We start from the raw sequence: 19,240 nt of genomic DNA, 5'->3' as shown, positions 1-19,240 counted from the left end.
TTCTCCTCCGGTTTCTGGCACGGCCGGTTGGCACTCGACGTCTTCGAGTGCCAATGGTGCGTCATCGCCCCGGATTCGTCCAGCGGAAGTGTGGGGCGCGACACCTGCCCGCGCCCGGGTCAGGCCGGCGGGGCGGCGTCCAGCGTACGCAGACCGTCGGCCGGAGTGACCACCGCGCGGACCGGCCGGTCGTGCGCCTCGGCGGGCAGCTCGTCGACCAGTTCGCCGTCGTGCAGCGGCACCACGGTCAGCACGGTCGACGGGACGCGGGCGAGCGCGCGGTCGTACGAGCCGCCGCCCCGGCCCAGCCGCACGCCCAAGAGGTCCACCGCCAGCGCCGGCACCACCACCAGCTCGGCCTCGGCCACGGCGGCCACGCCGAGCGGGGGCCAGGTGGGCTCCCGCATCCCCCGCCCGGCGGCCACCAGGGCGTCCGGCCCGGTCCAGGGCGCCCAGTCCAGGTCGAGGTCGTCGCGCAGCACCGGCAGCAGCAGCTCGGCGCCCGTCGGCAGCGCCGCCTGCAGCACCGCCGGCAGGTCCGGGCCGCCCGGTTCGGAGGCCACCGGCACGTACGCGGTCATCCGGCGCGGGCGCAGCCGGCGTACCAGGGCCACCAGCTCGGCCTGGACGCGCCCGGCGGCGTCGACCAGCTGCGGAGCGGTCAGCGCCCGACGGCGGGCGAGCATCGCGGCCCGCGTCTTCAACTTCGCACCAGTGGTCACTTCCGCTCCATCAGAAAAATTCGGCACGCAACACTCCTGACGCAACGCTGGTCCTGTGGTGGCTCTGTGTCAGCATCGCAAGCATCGGCCGGCGAAGTTCCGGGGGGACCGAGTGACACTGCGCGGGCGCCTGACCGCAGCCTTCCTGACGGTGGTGCTCGGCCCGGTCCTGGTCGGGGCGTTCTTCGTGGGGTCCGCCGTGGCGGCGGTCGACCGCAGCCGGTCCACCGAACGGCTCGCGGTGGCCGCCGCGGCCGTACGCACGTCGGTCGACGCCCTCTGCCAGCAGCTCCGGGCCGCCGCCGACGCGGTGGCCCTCACCGAGGACCGCGCCGCCGCGGCCGGGCAGGTGGTCAGCCGCGGGCTGGCCGCCGCCGTGCTGGTCACCGACGTCGCCGGCGGTGTCGTCCACGCCACCCCGGGCGCGCCGCCGACCCCCTGGCGGGACTGCTCGGCCGGCGTCCCGGACGCCGGGCCGCTGCGGGCCCTCGCCGCCCGGGTGGACCTACGGGACGCCGCCGGGACGCCGCTGGGCACGGTCACCGCCGCGCAGCCGGTCGACCCGGCGTTCGTGGCGCGGCTCGCGGCGGTCACCGGGGTGGCGGTCACGCTGCTCGACGGGCCCGAGACGCCCGTCCGGCTCCGTCACACCACCGAGTCGGACGGGGTACGCGACGCGGTGCTCGCCGCCGCCGGCGAGCTGGACGGGGAGCGGGTGGTCGGCACCCCCGACGGCCGGTACGTCCGCCGCGTCGGCCCGTCGGAGGGGCAGCCGCTGCCGCTGGTGCTGTCGGTCCCCAGCGACCAGCCGCCCGGCCTGTACGCCGTCCTGGTCGCCGCCGTGCTGCTGGCCGCCCTGCTGGCGGTGGCCGCCGCGTGGCGGCTGGCCCGCGTCACCACCCGGCCGCTGGTCGAGCTGGCCGGGGCGGTCGACCGGGTGGCCCGGGGCGACCTGACCGCGCGGGTGCCGGTGCGCAGCCGAGACGAACTCGGGCGCCTGGCCGGCGCGTTCAACCGGATGACCCGGGAGACCGGGACGTACGTGGCGGCCCTGACCAGCAGCCGGGACCAGCTGCGCGGGCACTTGGCGGTGCTGGGCGACACGCTGGCCAGCACCCACGACCTGCAACGCATCCTGCGGGTGATCCTGCACAGCGCGATCGCGGCCACCGGCGCGCGGGCCGGGGCGGTGCTGCTGGTGGACGCGGGTGGGACGCTGGTCGCCCAGGCCACCGAGGGGTTGGCCGGCCCCGACGACCGGCCGGGGCCGGTGCGGGTGCCGCTGGGCAGTGGTGTGGTGGGTGCGGTCGCGGTGACCGGGGAGCCGCGACGCGGCCGGGTGGAGCCGTCCGCCGTACCGCCGGGGGAGCCGCGCTGCCGCACGTACATCGCGGTGCCGTTCGCGGCCCCGGGCGACGGTGCCGCCGCGCGTGCCGACGGCCCGGCCGCCCGACCTGTCGGCGTGGTGGACGCCCCCGCGACCGCCCTCGGTGTGCTAGCCCTCTACGACCGGCTCGGGGGCGACGAGTTCGACGACGACGACCTGGTCACGCTGCGCACCTTCGCCGGCCACGCGGCCGTGGCGGTGGACAACGTGCGGGTGCACGAGGAGGCCCAGCGACTGTCGCTGACCGACCCGCTCACCGGCCTGTGGAACTACCGGTACCTGCGGGAGTCGATCCGCCGGGAGGTGGAGCGGGCCAGCCGGTTCGGCCGGATGCTCAGCGTCCTCGCCCTCGACCTGGACCTCTTCAAGGCCGTCAACGACACGTACGGGCACACCGCCGGGGACACCGTGCTGGCCGAGTTCGCGCGCCGCGTCCGGGGCGAGATCCGCGAGGTGGACCTCGCGTTCCGGCAGGGCGGCGAGGAGTTCGTGGTGCTGCTGCCGGAGACCGACGCCCGGGGCGCCGCCATCGTGGCGGAACGGCTCGGTACCGCGATCCGGGGCACGCCGATCACGGTGGACGGGCCGGGTGCGCCGGTCCTGGTGCAGGTGACGGTCTCCATCGGCATCGCCGTGTACCCCGACCACGGCAGCACCGGGCAGCAGGTGCTCGACGCCGCCGACGAGGCGCTGTACGCGGCGAAGGCCGGCGGCCGGGACACCTGGCGGGTCGCCGCCGTGGCGCGCGTCGCCCCACCGGTCCGGGAGATCCCGGTGCCGGCGGGCGCGGTCAGCCCGGACGACGGCCTGCCCCGGGCGGGAGCCCACCGCGAACTGCCCGCCCTCGACGGTGCGCCCGAGCCGGGGTTGGCCGCCCCCGGCGGCGGCGCGTCTTCCGGTCCTCACCCGCCACGGCAGAGCCGTGGCCGATAGTCTCGCGACATGTCGGAGCACTCAGCGAACTCCTCAACGACGGCCGCCGCGACCGGTCGTCCCCGCGCGGTCAAGGCCGTCATCCCGGCCGCCGGACTCGCCACCCGGTTCCTGCCGGCCACCAAGGCCGTGCCCAAGGAACTGCTCCCGGTGGTCGACCGGCCGGTGCTGCAGTACATCGTCGAGGAGGCCACCCAAGCCGGCCTCAACGACGTCCTGCTGATCACCGGGCGGGGCAAGACGTCGATGGTGGACCACTTCGACCGCCGCCCCGACCTGGAGGAGCGGCTCGCGAAGAAGCCCGAACTGCTCGCCGCCGTCAAGCGGACCGAAGAGCTGGCCGCCATCTACACCTGCCGGCAGCCGGAGCAGCTGGGTCTCGGCCACGCCGTCGGGTACGCCGAGTCCCACGTCGGCGACCAGCCCTTCGCGGTGCTGCTCGGCGACGAGTTCGTCAAGCAGTCCGAGCCGCTGCTGCCGGCCATGCTGGAGCTTCAGGCCCGCACCGGCGGCGTCGTGCTGGCCTTCTTCGAGGTCGACCCGGCCGAGACCAAGCGGTACGGCATCGCGTCGGTCGAACCGGCCGAGGCGGAGCTGACGGACATTGGCGAGGTCGTCAAGGTGACCGGCATGGTGGAGAAGCCGCAGCCGGAGGACGCCCCCAGCAACCTCGCCGTGCTCGGGCGCTATGTCCTGCCCGGCCGCATCTTCGAGGCGATCCGCCGCACCGAGCCAGGCAGCGGCGGCGAGATCCAGCTGACCGACGCGATGGAGCTGCTGCGCACCGAGGGGGTGCCGGTCCACGCCATCGTCTACCGGGGCACCCGCTACGACACCGGCATGCCGCTCGGCTACCTCCAGACCGTCGTGCAGATCGCCGTCGAGCGCGACGACCTGGGCGCCGAGTTCCGCAAGTGGCTCGCCGAGTTCGTCAACTCCGACGCGTCGGGCGGTCCGAATACATGACCGCGACGGCCGACGCCGAGGCGGCCGCGAACGGGTTGACGCCGCTCGCCGACTACCTGGGCAGCGTGCTGCGCAGGTTACGCGCGCTGCCTCCGCTCGACCTCGACCTCACCCAGGCGTACGGCAACGTCCTCGCAGAGGACGTCGTCGCGCCGCACTCGTTCCCCGCCTTCGACCAGGCGGCGGTGGACGGGTACGCGGCGCGCTGGGAGGACATCGCCGGTGGCGGCCGGGGCATGGGATACGTCCCGGCCCAGGCCGGTTCGTCGGGCGGGCGCGCCGTCCGGCTCAACGTGGTCGGTGACCTGGGCGCCGCGAGCTGGCGCCCGGTCCGGCTCACCCCCGGGGCCTGCTTCTCCGTCGCGGCCGGGGCGCCCCTGCCGATCGGCGCGGACGTGGTGGTCCCGGTGGAGTGGACCGACCAGGGCATGGCCGCGGTGGAGATCCACCGCGTCCCCAAACGGGGGTACGGCGTCCGCAAGGCCGGTGAGGAACTGCCCGCCGGCACGTCGCTCGCCCGCGCCGGCACGTACGTCTCCCCGGCGCTGGTGGCGGTGCTCGCCGCCACCGGAATCGGGCACGTGGTGGTCCGCCCCAGCCCCCGGGTGGTCATCGTGGCGACCGGTGACGAACTCGTCGAGGTGGGCCGGGGCAGCCAGCCCGGCCAGGTGGTCGACGTCAACTCGCACGCGCTGACCGCCGCGGCGGCCGAGGTGGGGGCACTCGCGTACCGGGTGGGCATCTGCGACGACGACCCGGAGGGGCTGCGCGGCCTGCTGGAGGACCAGACCCTGCGCGCCGACCTCATCATCACCACCGGCGGCACCGGCACGGGGCCGGGCGACATGGTCCGGCGGATCCTGTCCCGGCGGGAGGGCAGCCGGGCCGGGCCGGTGACGTTCACCGAGGTGGCGCTCTACCCGGGCACCGCGCTCGGCTTCGGCACGGTCGGCCCCGAGGAGGTGCCGGTGGTCTGCTTACCCGGCGAGCCGGGCGCCGCGCTGATCGGCTTCGAGGTGCTGGCCCGGCCGGCCATCAACCTGCTCGCCGGGGCGGAGCCGGTGTTCCGGCCCAGCGTCCGCGCGCACCTGCTGGAGACCATCTCCTCCCCGGCCGGGCTGCGCGAGTTCCGCCCGGCGAACGTCGCCGAGCGGCGCGGCGGCGGCTACACCGTCCAACCGCTGCGCGGTGGCCCGCTGACCCTCTCCGGGCTGGCCGAGGCGAACGGGCTGATGGTGCTCGGGGAGCGGGTCACCACCGTCGCGGCGGGATCCACCGTGGACGTGCTCCTGCTGGATCGGCGCCGGTGAGTGTGCTTGCCGCGGGCGGGTCCTCCGGCGGAGGATCGGCCGGGTGAGCCTTCTGCGACGTCGTACGCCCGGCTGGCCGGTCGTCCTCGCGGACGGTCCGGTGCTGCTGCGGCCGTACCGGCGCTCGGACGCCGCGGCCTGGTCCGAGGTGCGTCGCGCCAACCGGGCCTGGCTCGCGCCCTGGGAGTCGTCCCTGCCGGGCACCTGGGACGAGCTGAACTCGCCCGGCGCCTTCCGCTGGGTCCACCGCGACCAGCGCCGCTCCGCCCGGCTGGGCGAGGGCATGCCGTTCGCGGTCTGCCTGCGCGAGGGTGACCGGGAACGCCTGGTCGGGCACCTCAACATCGGCAGCATCGTGCGCCGGGCGTTCTGCTCCGGCTACGTCGGCTACTGGGTGGACTCCCGAGCGGCCGGCCGTGGCGTCATCCCGACCGCGCTGGCGCTCGCCGTCGACCACGCCTTCGGCCCCGGTGGGCTGCACCGCGTCGAGGTCAACATCCGCCCGGAGAACCGGCCGTCCCGCCGGGTGGTGGAGAAGCTGGGCTTCCGCGAGGAGGCGTACCACGTGCGCTACATGCACATCGACGGTGCGTGGCGTGACCACATCGGGTACGCGATGACCAGCGAGGAGGTCGCCGCCGAGGGCGGGTTGCTGGCCCGCTGGCACCGGCTGCGCGCCACAACCGGGTGAACCGTCCCACCCGTGACGATCGGCGCGGCGTGTCACTATCGGGCACGACCGCCCGTAACCTCAGGTAACTGCAAGCTGCGGCAAGCGCGGCCCGCCCGTACGATCCTCGCCCCCGAGGCTGATCGGTGAAAGATCCTGCGGTCGGGTGGCGGTTGCTCCGAACTCGGTGACGGGAGGGGTGAGGGTGCCGACCTCGGTGCTCCTCGCCGTCCTCGCCGCCGCCGGCCTGCTCGCCCTCGCACCGGCCCTGGTCCGTCGGTACGACGCCACCGAGCGGCTGGCGGCGGAGCGGGCGCAGTCGACGGCGCGGGTGCTCCAGCGCCGCCGACGGCGCCGTACTGTCCCGGGGCGCCGCCCGCTGAACCCGCCGCGTGCCCTGGTCGTCACTTTGAGTGAGGGCGCCGCGTCGGGACGCCTCGCCGCGCCGATCTCCGCGCCGCCCGCCCCGTCCCGTCGATCGGACCGGCTGCGTACGGTTCCGCCGGCCGGCCGTGGCTCCGGGTCCGCCCGCCGTCGCCCGCCGCGCCACCGCCACCACACCCCGGCCGTCTACCGGCGCCGCCGCGTGCTCGCCGCGCTGCTGCTGCTCAACACGGTCGAGCTGGTCGGCGTGCTGGTGGTGGGCCCCGGCTTCTGGATCGGCTTCGCGGTCACCGGCACCCTGCTCATCGTGTACGTCGTACACCTGCGCTCCCGCGCGCTCGCCGACCAGCGCCGCCGGCGCGCGCAGGCCCGCGAGGCAGCCTGGCTGGCCGCCCGCCAGGCCGAGGTGCGTCGCGAGCAGGCCCGCCGCGCCGCCGCTCGCCGGGAGGCGCAGCGCCGGCTGGCGGCCCAGCGGGAGGCCGTCCGGCGCAACGCCATGGGCCTGGACCGGCCGGCCGACCTGCCGGCGGCGGCGAACGGGGGCTCGGTCTCCTACCGGCGTACGGGCGGCCTCCGGGGCCGCCCCTACCAGTCCGGCCGAGGCACCCATTCGGCCTGATCCTGCTGGCCTGTCGGTGTGGTCGCGATTTCCGGGCGTTGCGGTATCCCGGGCCCGGACGAGCGCGCGACTTCCGGGAAGTTGGGGCGTCCGTGTCCGCTGGACACCGCGACTTCCCGGAAGTCGTGTGGATCTTGACCGCGGCGCGCCGGGGGTGATTCGCGGGGAGGGCCGCGGACCTGTTAGCCTTGTCGCCGGCCCGCCCGGTGCACGCCGGGTGGGACCGACGCCGGCACGCCGGCGGAGGGGCTGTGGCGCAGACCGGTAGCGCACCTCGTTCGCATCGAGGGGGTCAGGGGTTCAAATCCCCTCAGCTCCACCCAGCTCAAAGGCCGTTTCCCGTGGTGGGAGACGGCCTTTTTCGATCTTGTACAGCAGTGAAGTACAGCAGCCTGAACTGGGCCCTTACGGCTCGGCTCCAATGTCGTACCTATCAATAGGATCTTGCGCATGGAGCGTCCAGTGCGGCAGGCATACCTTGGCATGATCTCCAAGCAAGTCGCGCCGGTGCTTCGGGGACACGGGTTCAAACGGTCGGGAGGTACCTTCCGCCGGATTTCCGCTGCCGGCCACGCGGCGGTGATCGAGTTTCAGGGTTCGAGGGCCGGCGGAGGGGACTTTTCCCTCTTCTACGTCAACCTCGGCGTCGCCACGGCTTCCTGGCTGGATTGGCGTCAGGAGCGGTTCGGTGGAGACCACCGTGGCCGGCCTACGGCATCCGACGGTCAGTGGTGGACGCGACTCGGGGCAGCTTCGCGCCATTACGCGGAGCCCTTCGGCTGTTGGGTGATCGGGTCGGTGACAGATGCGCCCGACTGCGGGGTGGCCCTAGGCCGGGAGTTGACTGAGCGAGTCATGCCGACCTTCGATGCCTGGCTCGCGCACTACGTCGAACTTGACGAGGCTCTTGCCGACGGGCGCGAAAGTGACCTACTGGTGCTCTTCGCCGCCCAACCGGCCGGGTCGGTCGATGGCATCCAAAACTTCAGTCGTCCTAGCCACCCGTACGTGGAGTGGATGGGCTCCCGGCGATGACTGCGTTCGTGCCACAGCGTTCCCAACGTCTAGCTTCGTAGCTGCTGGCCGAGGCGCTTGAGCGCCTTCTCGGTGGCCTCCGCAGCGACCTCGCTGTAGATGTTCATGGTCACGGCGATTTGGCTGTGCCGGAGGATCTGCATGGTCACCCGGGGGTGGACGTCGAGGGCTACCAGCAGGGAGGCGCATGTCCGCCGGGTGGTGTGCACGGAAATTTCCCGCACGCCCGCCTTGCGGCAGCGGGTCTTGAACTCCCGGTGAAAGTTCCTTGGCTCGATCGGCGTGCCGAGGCGGGTGGTGAAGACTAGGCCGTTGTCCTGCCATGCCCGGCCGGCATGCTCCTGATGCCGCTTCTGATCTTCCCGACGGGCGCGCAGGGCCGTAGCGCAGATGGCCGGCAGGGGCAGGGTCGCGTCTGACGACTCGGTCTTGGTCTCCCGGTGAAGGAGCCGTCGGCGGATGCGCTGGAGCTGGTAGGCCACCGACAGCTCGTTGGCGGCCAGGTCGACGTCCTCCCACCGCAGGCCCAACACCTCACCCCGGCGCAGCCCAAGAACCAGGATCAGCACGTACGCGGCGTAGAGCGGGTCGCCGTCGGCACGGGCCGCCTCCAGGAACTGGCGAACCTCGTCGACGGACCACGGCTTGGCCTTGCGCGGGCGGGGCTTGGCGACCCGAAGCAGCGCTGCCGGGTTGCGGGTCAGCAGTTCATCGCGAACGGCGTTGTTCAGCGCGGCACGAAGAGTCGTCCAGGCGTCGCGGGCGGTGCGTTCGGAGACGGTCCGCTGGCAGCAGCGGCCGATGGCGCAACACTTCCGCTTGCCTGCCGGCCGCGCGGCGTCCTTGCCCTGCAGGCAGCACTGGCATGCAGACCGAAGCTGGTTGAGCCAGGTCTGCACGTGCCGAACCGTCAGCTTGTCGAGGCGGCGGGAGCCCAGCTCCGGCGCGATGTAGAGGCGGACGAACATGTCGTAGTTGGCCGCCGTGGCGGGGGCCAGGTTCGGCTCGACGACTTCACGGAGCCACGAGTCGAGGTAGGCGGCGAGCGTGGGCAGGCGCGTGACGACTGGCCCGGCCTTGGCCTGCTGGTGCAGTTTGATCCACTTGTCGTGGACGGCCTCGCGGGTCTTGCCGTAGACGTACTTGCGGTCACGCCGGCCGTCGGGTTTGGTGACCCAGACGTAGGCGGCGAAGCCGTTGCGGTAGGGGAAGATTGAGCCTTCGCCGTTGGCTCGGGTGCGGGCGGGCATCAGGCGGCCTCCTGGCGTTCGACCTGTTCGCGGATGTAGTCGTCGACCCATTCGGGGAGGATGCGGCGGTACTTGCCGTCCTTGATGGAGCGCAGCTCGCCGGTGGCGATCTTCGTCTTGACCTTGGAGATGCCGAAGCCGAGCAGGACGGCGACCTCAGCGGGGGAGTACCAGCGCGGGGTGAGGTCTCGGCTCATGCAGCGGCTCCGGTGAGCCAGGCTTCGTGGGCAAGTTCTTCCCGTCCGATGCGCCGGCTTTCCCGTCGCTGTCGGGCGGCGGTGTTGGCGAGCAGGGCGTCACCTTCGGAGAGCCAGCCGGACCCGATGTAGGTGAGGGTGCCCACGGTGATGGTGTCTGTGGGTTCGTCGTCTTCGGTGCGGCGGTGGGTGGCGCGGGTGTCGCGGAGCTGGCTGAAGGTGACGGAGTAGCGGCGGGCTTTGGTGAGGAAGTGGCCGCCGAAGCCGAGCATGTGCGCCCATCGGCGCAGCCCGGCGTAGGCGTTCGGTTTGGTGTCAAGGCTGGCTTGACGGTCGTCGGCGGTTGTGGCGCCGCTGGCGGTGCCGGTGTGGGTGGGGCGTCCGAGGTGCCAGCAGGCGTCGATGAGGCGGGCGAGGTGATCGCCTTCGGGGTCGGCGTAGTCGTCGATGGTGGCGGGGGTGAGTCGGGTGGATTGGTGGCCGGTGGATTCGGTCGCTTTGGTGGCGTACTTGGCGAGGTAGGCGGCGACCTTGCCGTCGGTCAGTTCGCCGCCAGCGGTGTTGATGCGTCGGACGTCGACCTGTGTGCCCCAGGCGACCAGCCAGCCCTGCGGCCGGTCGGGGTGCGGGGGTGTGGTGACGGTGATTTGGCGGGCGGCGGCGTGGACAGCTGCCTCCAGGTCATCGACGGTGATGCCGGCTGGCGGCGGCACGAGGGCGTCCGGGTCGTCGGGGTCGACGCCGTCGAGGCGCAGCAGAACGTGGAAGTGCACGGCTGCCCGGCGCTGCATCTCGGCGACCTTGCCGTGGGAGACCCGCACGGGCGGCACCCAGCGGATCTTGCCCGAGGCGCTGACGACCCGGACGAGGGGGATGCCGCGTCGGCGGCAGAGGGCGGCAAGGTGGCGTTCGATGGCCTGCTTGGTGCGTCGCCACAGCTCGCCGGAGAAGTAGTTCCAGACCACCTGGTGGTGGTGGTCGTAGCAGTCCAGGCACAACGGTTGTCCAAGCTGCGGATCGTCGGCGTCGTGGCGGGCGAAGCACGCCGCGGGCTGCCCGTGCTGGCAGGTGCCGGCGGTGTGGCGGGGCCGGCAGGGAGCGGGGCGGCAGTCGCAGCGCTGGCGGGTCGCGCAGGTGTGGCGGGGGATGTGCCGGTGGTGGACCGCGCCGAAGGATGGGGCGGTGAAGGTGGCGAAGACAACCGGGTGCCGGCCCACCGAGTCGGGGACTCCCTTGCCGCCGGTCAAGCCGCAGCGGACCACTTGGTAGGCGTCACCGGCGTAGACCCAGGCACAGTCCGGGCAGTGCGATTCGCGGCGGTTGCCGCACGCCTTGTAGAGCGCCCCGTCGGGCAGCTCGTCGGTGTGCTGCTTGCCCAGGACCCGGCCGGTGTCGCGCTCGACAGCGGCGAGGGTGCCGGTAAGGCGGATGGGGCGGGCGCAGCCGCCGGCGGTGGCGGTGTGCTCCAGCCAACCGGAGAACTCCGGCATGGCGGCCCGGTGCAGGGCTTGGGCGTCACGGCCGACGGCGAGGCCGGGCCGGTACAGGTCGAGCGGGGTGGACACGACTTCCTCCTCAGGGGGTGGCAGGGACGGGAGACGAAGCACCACCAGCCGTGGACGCATGTCCGCTGGTGGTGTTCGTCGTATCTCCTGGCACCGCCGAGAGGGCGGTTGACGCCGGAGGGCGGATTCGTGGTGGTGCCACGTTCCGCCGATGGGTCGTGTCCTTTCGCACTCGTGGACGTCACGGGGCCGGCACGGGTGGGGAGCCTGGGATGTCGGCATCCGGCAGGTTGCCGCAGGCTGCACCCACCCGTGGAGATAGGCGAATCCGGGCCATCGTGGACGGCGGGAAAGGCCGTGCTGGGCCGCTCAGCGGATTCCGGGGACCGGCATGGCGGCCGGTGCGATTGGAGGCCGGCGGGACGTGGCCCGCATCAGCGGCAGGAAGGCCGCCCGGCATCTCCGAAGTCGAGTCCAGCGATCCGGCAGGAAGGCCGCACTGGCGTCCTCGATGAGCGTCAGAGTAGCACCGGGTGCCGACACGTCAACCCGCCGTTACCCCTCGGGCCGGGGCGGGACGGCCCGGCTGCCGGCCAGTGCGGGAGGACTTTCTGTACATCTATCAAGGCGGCCCGCAACGGGCCGCACGCGCCGCCGCCTGGGCGCGCGCCGGCCGCTGCCGCTGTCGCTCTGCGGCCGTCACGCCTGACGCCCGGCGGCTGGCGCGAAGGGGCGGGGAGCCCGGAGGGCCGCCGCAGAACGACAGACCGTTGATTGGTGGTGTGGTGGGCCGGCAGCCGGCCGGGCCGCGCGGGCACGAGCCCGCGCGGCGTAGGGAAGGGCACGCCGGCCGCGTCGGCGAGCTGGTGGTGGTCGCGGGGTTGCGGTTACTGCGCCTCCGGCGGGGGCGCTCGGGCTCCGAGATGGTTGCAACCCGTCGGCGGGTTGCGGTCCGTGGGTGGTTGCGCGGGCCATCCCGCCAGCCGACGACCCGGGCGAGCCGAGCAGACCACCGACCGACCCGCCAGCGTCCGACCGTGCGTCAAGGCCGTCTTGACGTGGCGGGCCGGTCGGTGGCCCGCTCCCCAGGAGGGCGGGTCGACGGCAGACGGGATGGCGAAGGGTTGGGTGATCCTGGTTGCTGCGCCACACCGGAGCTTTCCTCTGGTGAGCGTTTAATTAGTGAGCGGCCCGCATTCTTAAAGTACAAGTCTAGAGACTTCCAATAGAAGTCCATCAAATCCATAGTTTGATTCGGCTCGCTTAATTCATAATTCGCTGTAGCGCAGAACGCCGATTCAAAAAGCTCAAGCTCCTTAGTGTCTGCACCTCTGTTCCGAGCATCGACCCAGAGCCGGCCTGCTCGTTGCATCGCAGGCGATCCAACGAAAATAATCGAAGTCATGGCTGATATTTGGCGGTCGATCAAATCCCTGAAGGCTTCGGACTCCTCGGCGAAGGTCTTGAGCGACTCCGCTAATTCTTCCGACTGTTCCGTGCCGCCAGGCTCCGCCACCAGCGCGTCGATTCGTTCGTGGATTTCTTGCACCCTTACCTCTTGAAGCTTCAGCTCACGTGAGAGCGTCCAGAACTCCACATACGAGGACTTGCGTTCTTCGTGAGTCCTGGCCTCGCGAGCCTTGCGGAGTTCCTCAACGCGGATCGCCTTGTCGTGCTCGATTTGAACTTGTCGAGCCTTTTCGTTCTCCTCAGCCTGGAGTCGTAAGAGACGCTCTCCGTTCCTTTTCTGAAACGACGCTGTAATCCAACCCGTCGAGATCGCTGCCGCCAGGGTGCTACCTGCCGGGATCGCCAGCTCCCACCATTGCGCCATAGGTGCAACATAGTGGCGGCCTGCAACGGCAGCGAACGCTCTCCTTAGGGCCTGCCAGCAGTGACCCCGCGAGGGGTCGCAGGGGATGCCATAGTCGGGCTGTGCGCCGTGCCCGCTGCGTGCCCGGAAGGCCGGTCAACAACGGTCATCAACGGCCTCTGCCAGCCCCACGACGGCAGCCGGTGGGGCCTAGAACCGCCCGACTTCCAGCACGATGGCGGGATCGCGTCCGTGAGCCAAGGCACCTTCCAAACTGATTCCCAAGCTGAGAGTTGGCGACCCGAGCGTGACACCGGCCGCGAGCTAAGTCAGCATGGGCGGGTGGCCGCGACCGATGTATCCCTCTGGGTACCTCTCGCCTCCGGCGCTCTTGGCATCGTGGGAGCCCTGGCGGGCGCTGGGATCACTCAACGAGCCACCAGGAAGCGCGAGGATCGGCGATGGGTACGTGAGCGCGAGTTAGACAGGATTCGGCACGAACAGGACCGCCTTGTGCGACAACGCGAACGACGGGCCGCCCTCTACGTCGACCTGGCCGAGTACACGCAGAACGAGCAATCAATGTTGGCAGCCGCGACCGATGAGTACAGCAGCCGTCCCGTCGAGGTACCAGACCTTCAGCACCCGGACCGCCTGGCAGCACGCGTGATGTTGTACGCCTCGCCTCAAGTAGGCGAAAGCTGGGCCGCGTTGGTTCGGGCTATAGATCGCGACCGGTGGGAGTGGACCGAAGGCGACGTGAACCACAACGGACACCAACAGTGGCTTGACTCGGATAACTCCGCCGTAGGGGAGCTGGACAAGGCGATCAACGAGATGCAATCGGTGTTGAGGGCAGCCGTCGATGAAGACCGCTGAGTGTGGAGGCTAACTAATCCGGGCCACACATGGGGCACAAGGCAGCGTGAACGTCGGCACCGAGCCGGCAACGATGTGAGCCCCGGAGCGAGCGTGGCCAGCACGTCGACCGAGCCGCTGCAGGTCAGGGGAGAGGTCGTCTAAGTTCCGCTTCAACTCGCCGAGCCACCCGGGTCACCCAGGCATACACTGGCGGGCCGTTGACATGATGGGCACCGTGAAGATCGACCGAACGACGGCCATCGTCCTCGTGGGAGCTGCGACGGGTAGCGTCGCCGCCTTGGTCCTGTCGCTGGCCGCTATCTCGGCAGCAACGTACGACCCTCCGGTAGGGCAGGAACGTCCGAAGATCACCGACTGGATGCAGGCATGGGGCAGCATCGGGGGCGTCATTGCCGGCTTGGCCGCTGCGGGCGCCGCGGCATTCCTGCTGCTACACGAGCGGCAGCGAGCTGCGGAGGCCGAGCGACAACTCGCAGAGGAACGGGCTGAGGCTGCACTGAACGTGCCTCGCGCGGTGGTCGTGTCCCCGGCTGGCTTCGGCGGTCACGGACATCCCGGTGACCAGTACATCGACGAGGTAGTGCTCACCATCGCCAACTACGGCGGGAACGCGATCCGCAATGTGGCGACCGTCGCCGCTCTGCCTGATGACGGACCCCGCATAGTTCTTCGACGCATCCCGGTGATCGGGCCAGGTGGAGAACAGCGAATTCGTGAGCGTTCTAGGCCGGCAGTTCCTCTCCCCCCAGGCCCATGGACGCTCCCCGAAGTGCCAGCAACCGTCACGGTTTGCTTCATCGACCACACGAACCAGGCGTGGCAGACGTCAAACGATGGCGAGATATCCCGGACAACAGTCCCCTACCCCGCAATTGAGGAGGCGCTCAAGTTTGGTGCCGCGACATCGTCCTGATCCGCTAAGCCCTCGTCGTGCGCTCATGGGTAGGGATGCCGGGCGACGAAGCGCCGGCTGGCTGTCGACAGCAACGGTGACAGCAACCGGCTAGGACGAGGGCAGCCCGCGATGGCCAGCAGCGGACGAATGCCCGACGTCACGGATGCGGACGGACCTCACCGGACGATGCGCCTAGAACTTACAAGGGAGGGCTCGCAGGTTCGAGACCTGCCGCGCCCACCACCTTCGTCAGCACACGAACGGGCCGCCGGACGACCGGCGGCCCGCTGTCGTCTCAGTTTGGAGGGTATTTGTGGCTGAAACGCGCCGGGGCATGTAAGACCAACTTGGCTCGGCTATCGGCTACCGGTAAGCACCGAGCCAAGCCTCGGAGCCGTCGTTCTTGGTGTGGCAGGCGCAGCGTAATCTGACTTTGTGCCTCTAAGGAGAACCCCGCCGACTCCCGCTGGCCGTAACCGCGTCCTGCTCCTGGGTCGCGTGAGGCTATATCTAGATGATATTGACGACCTCATGGCGCTACTGCAAGCGCACTGCGAGGAGGTGCAGCTGCGCGCGGGTAGTCGTGCCCAAGCAACGTCGGCTGACGACTTGCGCGATGCCACCCGCGACGAGTTGCGTTGGATTTGGGTCAATGGTCGCAATCCGGATATTTCGGTTGACCTCAGTTTCTTTCGGGCGGAAGTCAGGTATTTTGGTGACAGTCAGGACGTAGTCCGGCTGGCGGAAGGCGCTGCGGCGCTTGTTAATGAACGGGCCATGAGCAAATTTCAGCGGCGGCTAATAAATGCGTGGCTTTATAGCAACTTCCCTCTGGCTGTGGTCCTTCCCATTCCTGCATTTTGGCAACTAGCCCCGACTTGGTTTTCTGTGGCGGCTGTAACGTCCGTCGCGGCATTCGTTGGCTCGGGTATCTTTGTTGCCGCTGGTTGGATGGTGCCGATGTCGCGAAGTGCGGCCGTGATCCTGCCAGTGCGTCGCCGCGATCGCCGCTGGACATCTCGTCCGGAGCTTGTAATAGGGTCTATCGGGGCGTTGGCAGGGTCGCTCGCGTTAATTCGCGATCTGCTTGCTGGCTGACTCCCACGTTGCGAAGAATCCAACGGAACTTTAGCTCGCGTCGACGTTAACAGGATGCCTCAGCGGAGTTGGCTTCGTTGAATCGGAAGCGGATTGTGCTCCGTCTCAGTAGTCGTCTCGTTCGCCTGCGTTGGGCAAGTTCGGAATGACTCCCAGGCTCGGCCATCGCTGCTGGCGCACCTTGGCGGATTGATACGGACCGAGCAACATGGACCTTACAAGCGAGGGGTCGACCTAGGCCGTCTTCGGGCCGACTGGGCCACCGCCCGGCCGTCGAACGCCGAACAACCATGGCTGACGCGGCCACAAACACCCCAAGAAACAGCAGCTCAGCAGCCAAGGGAGGCTGCTGGCCTGGTCGCCGTGCGGTGCGCACCCACTAGGTCGAGGAGGAACAGGACCAGGCGGTCGCCAGCCCGTCGGAGGCGGATCGTGGGGGACCAGCGACGGCTGCTGGTAGACGACGCCTGCCCAGGTGATAAGGCGTGACCGACCGGCCCCTCAGGCCGTCAAGGGCGCCTAGACTAATAGGAAGAGGTCCCATCGAACATTCGGGGCATTCCTTGTTTCTTGTCTAAGTTGTTCGATGGCCCTGTTCATCGAGCGATCGTTGGAATTTTGTCGCAAGCGCCGTCTAATTGGATGCCAGAGGGAATCTGTGATCATCTCAACCGCTTCTTGCACCGCCCCTTCCAAGGGCGCATCGATCGGGTCGGCGTAGCTCTCCTCGTTCCCGCCTTTGCTTCGGTGACTCGCCCAACTGGCATATCTAGCAACTCGTGCGAGACCCAAATAGTGCCTGATCATCCGGCGGGAAAGCCCTGCACTTAGCGCTGAGCCGTGAAAGGTATAGAGGGCCTTACGGAACTCCGAATAGCTCACGTTTCCCCATCTGGCCTGCTCTACAGCGAAGAGCGCATTTGAGGCATCCGCTCGTGCTTGACGCCGTTCGCGGGCCTGGGTGACGTGAGGGGCAACTATGCCACCGATGACGGCTGCTCCTAGGGGGACAAGCACGTCCTGGATGATGGGCACTGCTGGCTCCCTTCCCTGCGCTCTCCGACAACGGTCACATGTCGGCGCAACTAAGCCGTACGGGCGGCGACGCGGCGACGGATCTCACCGGAGGTAGAGCCCGAGCGAGTCGAGCAAGGCGAGCAGCCAGGAGGCAGCGAAAGCCGCACCAACAACTGGCGGCAGGCAACACACGACGGCAGAACCACCATGGTTGGCGCCACAGAGCAGTGTTCGACGACACCCGTCGGTGTTGCCCATCCGCGTTCACACCGAAGGGGTCAACCTCCGTCAGCTGTTGGCCCGCGGAGGCCCCATAGGAGTGAGCATCGGGATGGGAACCCGTCGGGATCAGGCCATTGCGCCCCAAGGATTCCAGGGATCGCCTTGTGCGATACCGTCGCCGTTCAGTTTTTGCCGGACGTAGTCGGTAAATACATCGTAAGACCATAGCCGGGAGCCGGAACCCATCCCCATGCCCGCGCCGGCGACCTTGGCTAGCTGCCAGTATGTTGCGAGCGGCCGAAGGTCTGTCAAATCCCAAGCAAGGTTGTTGATTATGTGACCAATCAGAGCATGCAGGGGATTCGGGGTGGCATCGTCGGTGGGTGAAACAGTTCGGTGATACTGCCCCTGGACCGTCCCGGCGTGCGGGATTAGATGTCGCACCTCTGAGTTGATGAAATGTGGCGGCGGGAGGGTGAATCTAGCGCCGTACCAAAACCCGAGGTCGGCAACGCACACGGAGTCCAGCATCTCACTCGGGTGGCTATCCCGGACTAGCTCTTCGTTGAGGAGTCTCTCTACTCGATCGGCAGGCTCTGTCTTCCACACATGGCTATGGGCAAGGATGCCATAAGAGATTGGTGAGCGAAGGTCGCGCCTCGGGTTACTGACAGGGGCAGTGTGAGTGGCGCGGGCCATGCGAGAAATCAAGCGAGCATTCTCGGCCGCCTTCTCAATGTGCTCCCCTTTGAGAGTCAGTTTGCATTCAAAGGCGGCCATGACTCCGCCCGCCAGGTACACCTTTTTCTCGCTAAGCTTCTCTGGATACGACGGAGTTAAGATGACCAAATCAACCTGACGTGAAAGGCTCCCATCGATTCCGAGTATTCGACCCTTCGTCTGGATATTTAGAGTAGGCGGAAGCCATTCAGCCAGCAGATGTCGCCAGTTCTCCTCACCCTCATCTCCGGCGGTTCCCGGATCGCTCACGGCACGATCCCGAATGCGAGAGTACTCAGCCGCAAGTTCAGCTGAGACTTGCGCCATGAAGGTTTCTAGCTCGTGAGTAACTGCCCTATCCTCGGCCACCTCTACAGGCTAGGTTAGAAGTCGAATGACTTCCACCATCGATGCTTCGCGTGCCCGTGACAAGGCCATCCAGGAGAGGCAGTCGGGCCGAGGGTAGCCACCGACGAGGAGTGCCGAGTTGGGCCGAGCTGGGCGACCACCTCGCAGGCAGGCACGGCAAGATCCGCTACCTACGCGGAATGATCAATGTGCGAGACGGATCAAGTGTCTGCCCTGGTGAGAGGCCCGGCCGCCCGGCAACCACAATTGCCTTCCTAAACCGTATGCCCTAGCTAGTCCGGCACGCCATCGGTCAGATGAAGGTGGCTGAGGCTAGGTGAGAAGGCAGCAACATGGTCAGGGGTTCCGTGGTGCGGCTTGCTTGGTCGGAAGCGACCGGCCGCCACGGCCTGGTCGTAGCAGCCAACGCCTACGGGGTACTCGCTCAGAATGCCCGACAGCCGATGCTGCGCTGCCCATGCGAGTCCGTCAGTCTGAGACTGAAACACGCCGGAAGCGAATCGCGCATTCGAGCCGTGAAAGACCCATACCGTGGAGGTCGCTGCGCCACGCGGGTCAGGGCTGGCAGGTGTCTGCACGGCCAGAGTATGCCGGGCAGAGCCAGCCGGCGTGCGGCCCGTACCAGCCGACCGGATCGCAGCGGGGGTGGCTGCGACAGCAACGCCGACAGCAACCGGCCGGGACGAGAACAGCCGGCAGCGGCCGGGCACGGACAGTCGCCCGAGGTCGCAGACGCGGACGGACTCCGCCGGACAGCGCGCCCAGAACTTACAAACGAGGGCTCATCGGCCGGCGGCTGTCCTAGCGCCCGACCCGGATGCGGTCGGCGGGGTACAGCTCGCGAGAGCCGTCGGCGCGGAAGACCACCAGGACGGGGACGCCTTCGCTGATGTCCAACTCTCGCCGCTCGGCAGGGGTCGGCATGCGGGCTGAGGCGGTGTCGCCCTTGCGTAAGGTGACCGTCTCGGTCGGCTCCATGCTGCGGACGAAGGTGCCGCGCGGGGGTTCCACGATCACGAGCCCTTCCGACCGGAGTAGCGAAATGGCCTGCCGGACGGATGTCCGGCTCAGCCCATACTCCTGAGCCAGCCGCAGCTCGCTCGGCAGCGACGCGCCGGGCGCGAGGTCGCCGGACATGATCCGGTCACGCAGGAGGTCGGCGAGCTGCCGGAACACTGCCCGATCCGCGCTGGGGTCGATCACAAATGTGACGCTACGTGTCCACCATCTCTACAGGTTATTGTAT

At 69.2% G+C, this 19,240-nt stretch carries 17 protein-coding genes and 1 tRNA gene; 10 read left to right on the top strand and 8 right to left on the bottom strand.

Going from position 1 to position 19,240, the window contains the following annotated elements; translation table 11 throughout:
* Positions 1-119 precede the first annotated feature (119 nt).
* The gene (locus tag ACTMS0_RS01485) at positions 120-722 is read right to left on the bottom strand and encodes a 5-formyltetrahydrofolate cyclo-ligase (protein ID WP_441153245.1); all 603 of its coding nucleotides are present in this window, start codon (positions 720-722) and stop codon (positions 120-122) included.
* A 112-nt stretch (positions 723-834) separates the two neighbouring features.
* On the opposite strand from ACTMS0_RS01485, the gene ACTMS0_RS01480 reads away from it, so the two are divergent.
* The 7 genes from ACTMS0_RS01480 (at position 835) to ACTMS0_RS01450 (ending at position 8,026) form a co-directional block, all read left to right on the top strand.
* Positions 835-3,042 (top strand): diguanylate cyclase, encoded by a 2,208-nt coding sequence (locus tag ACTMS0_RS01480; RefSeq protein ID WP_441153244.1) that lies wholly within the window; start codon positions 835-837, stop codon positions 3,040-3,042.
* Positions 3,043-3,051: 9 nt separating this feature from the next.
* Positions 3,052-4,008, top strand: a complete 957-nt coding sequence (locus ACTMS0_RS01475; protein WP_441153243.1) for a UTP--glucose-1-phosphate uridylyltransferase — start codon at positions 3,052-3,054, stop codon at positions 4,006-4,008.
* Complete coding sequence (locus tag ACTMS0_RS01470; protein ID WP_441153242.1) at positions 4,005-5,318, top strand: molybdopterin molybdotransferase MoeA; 1,314 nt, start codon at positions 4,005-4,007, stop codon at positions 5,316-5,318. The genes ACTMS0_RS01475 and ACTMS0_RS01470 overlap by 4 nt, the downstream gene beginning before the upstream one ends.
* Before the next feature lie 43 nt (positions 5,319-5,361).
* A complete protein-coding gene (locus ACTMS0_RS01465) occupies positions 5,362-6,009 on the top strand; it encodes a GNAT family N-acetyltransferase (RefSeq protein WP_441153241.1) in 648 nt (215 codons plus the stop codon).
* Positions 6,010-6,187: 178 nt separating this feature from the next.
* The gene (gene sepX / locus ACTMS0_RS01460; protein WP_441153978.1) at positions 6,188-6,991 is read left to right on the top strand and encodes a divisome protein SepX/GlpR; all 804 of its coding nucleotides are present in this window, start codon (positions 6,188-6,190) and stop codon (positions 6,989-6,991) included.
* A 245-nt stretch (positions 6,992-7,236) separates the two neighbouring features.
* Positions 7,237-7,310, top strand: a tRNA-Ala gene (locus ACTMS0_RS01455).
* 131 nt (positions 7,311-7,441) lie between these two features.
* Positions 7,442-8,026 carry a DUF4304 domain-containing protein gene (locus ACTMS0_RS01450; protein WP_441153240.1) on the top strand — a complete coding sequence of 195 codons (585 nt, stop codon included), beginning with the start codon at positions 7,442-7,444 and terminating at the stop codon, positions 8,024-8,026.
* Positions 8,027-8,055: 29 nt separating this feature from the next.
* On the opposite strand, the gene ACTMS0_RS01445 is transcribed toward ACTMS0_RS01450, so the two are convergent.
* The 4 genes from ACTMS0_RS01445 to ACTMS0_RS01430 form a co-directional block, all read right to left on the bottom strand.
* The gene (locus tag ACTMS0_RS01445; RefSeq protein ID WP_441153239.1) at positions 8,056-9,276 is read right to left on the bottom strand and encodes a tyrosine-type recombinase/integrase; all 1,221 of its coding nucleotides are present in this window, start codon (positions 9,274-9,276) and stop codon (positions 8,056-8,058) included.
* Positions 9,276-9,473, bottom strand: a complete 198-nt coding sequence (locus tag ACTMS0_RS01440) for a helix-turn-helix domain-containing protein (RefSeq protein ID WP_441153238.1) — start codon at positions 9,471-9,473, stop codon at positions 9,276-9,278. Before ACTMS0_RS01440 ends, ACTMS0_RS01445 begins: the two co-directional genes overlap by 1 nt.
* Complete coding sequence (locus ACTMS0_RS01435; protein WP_441153237.1) at positions 9,470-11,038, bottom strand: replication initiator; 1,569 nt, start codon at positions 11,036-11,038, stop codon at positions 9,470-9,472. Before ACTMS0_RS01435 ends, ACTMS0_RS01440 begins: the two co-directional genes overlap by 4 nt.
* A 982-nt stretch (positions 11,039-12,020) precedes the next feature.
* Entirely contained in the window at positions 12,021-12,812 is a 792-nt protein-coding gene (locus ACTMS0_RS01430; protein ID WP_441153236.1) for a hypothetical protein, read from the bottom strand.
* Between the two features lie 321 nt (positions 12,813-13,133).
* Here ACTMS0_RS01430 and ACTMS0_RS01425 point away from each other — a divergent pair, with 321 nt between their 5' ends.
* The 3 genes from ACTMS0_RS01425 (at position 13,134) to ACTMS0_RS01415 (ending at position 15,666) form a co-directional block, all read left to right on the top strand.
* Positions 13,134-13,670 (top strand): hypothetical protein, encoded by a 537-nt coding sequence (locus ACTMS0_RS01425; RefSeq protein ID WP_441153235.1) that lies wholly within the window; start codon positions 13,134-13,136, stop codon positions 13,668-13,670.
* Positions 13,671-13,887: 217 nt separating this feature from the next.
* Positions 13,888-14,586, top strand: coding sequence for a hypothetical protein (locus ACTMS0_RS01420; protein ID WP_441153234.1), 699 nt, complete (start codon positions 13,888-13,890; stop codon positions 14,584-14,586).
* A gap of 591 nt (positions 14,587-15,177) precedes the next feature.
* Positions 15,178-15,666 (top strand): hypothetical protein, encoded by a 489-nt coding sequence (locus tag ACTMS0_RS01415; protein WP_441153233.1) that lies wholly within the window; start codon positions 15,178-15,180, stop codon positions 15,664-15,666.
* 1,365 nt (positions 15,667-17,031) lie between these two features.
* Here ACTMS0_RS01415 and ACTMS0_RS01410 read toward each other — a convergent pair.
* From ACTMS0_RS01410 to ACTMS0_RS01400, 3 genes are all read right to left on the bottom strand, one after another.
* The gene (locus tag ACTMS0_RS01410; protein WP_441153232.1) at positions 17,032-17,994 is read right to left on the bottom strand and encodes a DUF6602 domain-containing protein; all 963 of its coding nucleotides are present in this window, start codon (positions 17,992-17,994) and stop codon (positions 17,032-17,034) included.
* Positions 17,995-18,266: 272 nt separating this feature from the next.
* The gene (locus tag ACTMS0_RS01405; RefSeq protein WP_441153231.1) at positions 18,267-18,572 is read right to left on the bottom strand and encodes a DUF7710 domain-containing protein; all 306 of its coding nucleotides are present in this window, start codon (positions 18,570-18,572) and stop codon (positions 18,267-18,269) included.
* A 223-nt stretch (positions 18,573-18,795) separates the two neighbouring features.
* Positions 18,796-19,197, bottom strand: a complete 402-nt coding sequence (locus ACTMS0_RS01400; RefSeq protein ID WP_441153230.1) for a GntR family transcriptional regulator — start codon at positions 19,195-19,197, stop codon at positions 18,796-18,798.
* Positions 19,198-19,240: the final 43 nt, after the last annotated feature.

The organism is Micromonospora sp. H33, assembly GCF_052068455.1.
Taxonomy (GTDB): Bacteria; Actinomycetota; Actinomycetes; order Mycobacteriales; family Micromonosporaceae; genus Micromonospora.
This window is presented reverse-complemented; position numbering and strand designations above follow the sequence as displayed.